The organism is Xanthobacter sp. BG11Y11_SDJG (assembly GCF_057364445.1).
Map to the genome: position 1 here is coordinate 1 of NZ_JBNFNU010000438.1, position 3,333 is coordinate 3,333.

The 3,333-nt window shown below is 65.9% G+C and carries 1 pseudogene; it reads left to right on the top strand.

Features of this window, described 5'->3' with window-relative positions:
* Nucleotides 1-136: 136 nt before the first annotated feature.
* Nucleotides 137-3,333 (top strand): annotated as a pseudogene (locus AC2W7M_RS22415) (efflux RND transporter permease subunit); the annotation flags it as partial.

A 3,333-nucleotide genomic window follows, 5' to 3' on the forward strand; every position in this document is an offset into this window, starting at 1 on the left:
GATGCCACGACGCCCGCGCCTTCGACGCCAGCACCTGCCACGCCCGCGCCTGCCACGCCCGCGCCCCGCCGCTCCGAGCGCTGGCGCCGCGCCTGCACCCAAGAACTGATCCGTCCCTCGAACCTCAGGAGCGCCCATGATCTCGCGCTTTTTCATCGAGCGGCCGGTTCTGTCGAACGTGCTCGCCCTCGTCTTCGTGCTGATCGGGCTGGTCTCCCTCATCCGCCTGCCGGTGTCGCAATATCCCAACATCGTGCCGCCCACGGTGTCGGTCTCCACCTCCTATCCGGGCGCCTCCGCCAAGACCCTCATCGACACCGTCGCGCTGCCCATCGAGCAGCAGGTGAACGGCGTCGAGGGCATGATCTACATGCAGTCCTGGTCGGCCTCGGACGGCACCTACACGCTGATCGTCACCTTCGCCATCGGCACCGATCCGAACATGGCGCAGGTGCTGGTGCAGAACCGCGTCAACATCGCCCTCGCCTCGCTGCCCACGGCGGTCCAGGCGCAGGGCGTGACGATCCTGCAGAAGGGCACCTCGATCCTCGAGTTCGTGACCCTGATCTCGCCGGACGGGCGCTATGACGGCCTGTTCCTGAACAACTACGCCATCATCAACGTCCAGAACGAGCTGGAGCGCGTGCCGGGCGTCGCCAACGTCGCGGTGTTCGGCGCCGGCACCTATGCCATGCGCATCTGGATGGACCCGGACAAGATGCAGGCGGTGGGCCTCACCCCGTCCGACGTCTCGAACGCGATCCAGAAGCAGAGCCAGGAGGTCACCCCCGGCCAGCTGGGCATCCCGCCGGCCCCCTCGAACGCCTCGTTCCAGTACACGGTGAACGTGAAGGGGCGGCTCGACAACGTGGTCGACTACGAGAACATCATCGTCAAGGTCGACAACGAGAATGGCGGACGCATCGTGCGCATCCGCGACATCGGCCGGGTGGAACTGGGCGCGCAGAGCTACTCCAAGGACTTCATGCAGGACAACAAGCCTGCGGCCGGCATCGGCGTGTTCCAGCTGCCCTCCGCCAACGCGCTCGAGGTTTCCGAACTGGTGGGCAAGAAGATGGAGGAGTTGAAGGGCTCCTTCCCCGAGGGCCTCGACTACGCCAATCCGTTCAACACCACCTGGTTCGTGTCGGCGTCCATCGACGAGGTCTGGAAGACCCTGTTCGAGGCAGCGCTCCTGGTGCTGGTGGTGATCCTCATGTTCCTCCAGGACTGGCGGGCGACGCTGGTGCCGGCCACCACGGTGCCGGTGACCATCATCGGCGCGTTCGCCGCCATGGACGCCATGGGCTTCACCATCAACCTGTCGACCCTGTTCGCCATCATCCTCGCCATCGGCATCGTGGTGGACGACGCCATCGTCATCGTCGAGGGCGTGGCGCGCCACATCGAAGAGGGCATGGCGGGGCAGCCGGCGGCCGAGAAGGCCATGGACGAACTGTTCGGGCCGGTGATCGGCATCACCCTCGTGCTGATGAGCGTGTTCCTGCCGGCCTCGTTCATACCGGGCCTATCGGGGCAGATGTTCAAACAGTTCGCGCTGGTGATCGCCGCGACGGCCTTCATCTCGGCCATCAACGCTGCGACGCTGAAGCCGACGCAGTGCGCGCTCTGGCTCCGCAAGCCGGTGCCGCCCGAGCAGCGCAACTTCATCTATCGCGGCTTCAACGTGATCTACGGCAAGGCCGAGCACTGGTATACCGGCCTGATCTCACGCATGGTCCACCGCTCGAAGCTGATGGTCATCGTCGCGCTGGCGCTCATGGGCCTCGCCGGCTGGGGCCTCACCAAGGTGCCCACCTCCTTCCTGCCGATCGAAGACCAGGGCTACTTCCTGGTCGCCGTCCAGCTGCCCGACGGGTCCAATCTCAACCGCACCAAGGAGGTGATGGCGGACGTCTCCGAGCGGGTGCGCAAGGTGCCGGGCGTGAAGACCGCGCTCGCGGTGTCGGGCATCTCGATCATGGACAATTCGTCCACCCTCGCCAATGCGGGCGTGATCTACGTCACCCTGACGCCGTGGGACGTGCGCTACGCCACCAAGGGGCAGGACCTCCTGTCCATGTACCAGAACATGAACAAGGCGGTGGCGGACGTCGAGCAGGCGCAGGTGATCATATTGGTGCCGCCGGCCATCCAGGGCATCGGCAACGCCGCCGGCTTCACCATGCAGCCGCAGCTCAAGAACGGCAATTTCGACTACCAGCTGCTGGCCCAGATCACCACTTCGCTGGTGGACAAGGCCAACGCCCAGTCGGCGCTCTCGCACGTCTCCAGCTCGTTCCGCGCCGCGCGCCGCAACTGGAGGTGGAGATCAACCGCGTCAAGGCCGAGACCCTGGGCGTGACCCTGGGCCAGGTGTTCACCACCATCTCGTCCTATATGGGCTCGACCTACGTCAACCAGATCAACAAGTTCGGCAACGTGTTCCAGGTCTACATCCAGGCCGACGCCGGCTTCCGGGTGACCCCGACGGACCTCGAGGCGCTGAAGGTGCGCGCGCCCAATGGCACCATGATCCCGCTCGGCACGCTGCTGACGGCGAAGGTGGTGCAGGGCCCGCCGCTGATCTCGCTCTACAACCTGTATCCCAGCTCGACCATCAACGGCACCAACGCCCCCGGCTTCTCCTCCGGCCAGGCGATGGACCTCATGGAGCAGATCGCCGCCTCCACTTTGCCGCCGGGCACCGGCTTCGAGTGGACCGCCATGTCCTATCAGGAGAAGGCGGTGGGCAATCAGATCTACTTCGTCTTCGCCCTCGCCATCCTGCTGGTCTATTTCGTGCTGGCCGGCCAGTACGAGAGCTGGATCCAGCCCATGTCGGTGATCCTCGCCGTGCCGCTCGCTTTGCTCGGCACGGTGAGCGCGCTGCTCGGGCTCGGGGTGTCCAACAACCTCTACACCCAGATCGGCCTGGTGCTGCTGATCGCGCTCGCCTCGAAGAACGCGATCCTGATCGTCGAATATGCCCGCGAGAAACGGGCGGAGGGCATGGAGATCACGGACGCGGCGGTGGAGGCGGCGCGCCTCAGGTTCCGGCCGATCCTGATGACCTCCTTCGCCTTCATCCTCGGCGTGCTGCCGCTGGTGTTCGCCACCGGCGCCGGCGCCAATTCGCGCAAGTCCATCGGCATCGCGGTGGTGTCGGGCATGCTCGCCTCCACCTGCCTCGCGGTGCTGTTCGTGCCGTCCTTCTACACCGTGCTCCAGCGTCTGGAGGAGCGGATGAAGAACAAGAAGAAGCCGGCCGGACCGCACGCGCCGGCGAGCCGCCCGAAGCCCCCGAAGGGACCGGCGGGCCGAAGGCGGTCC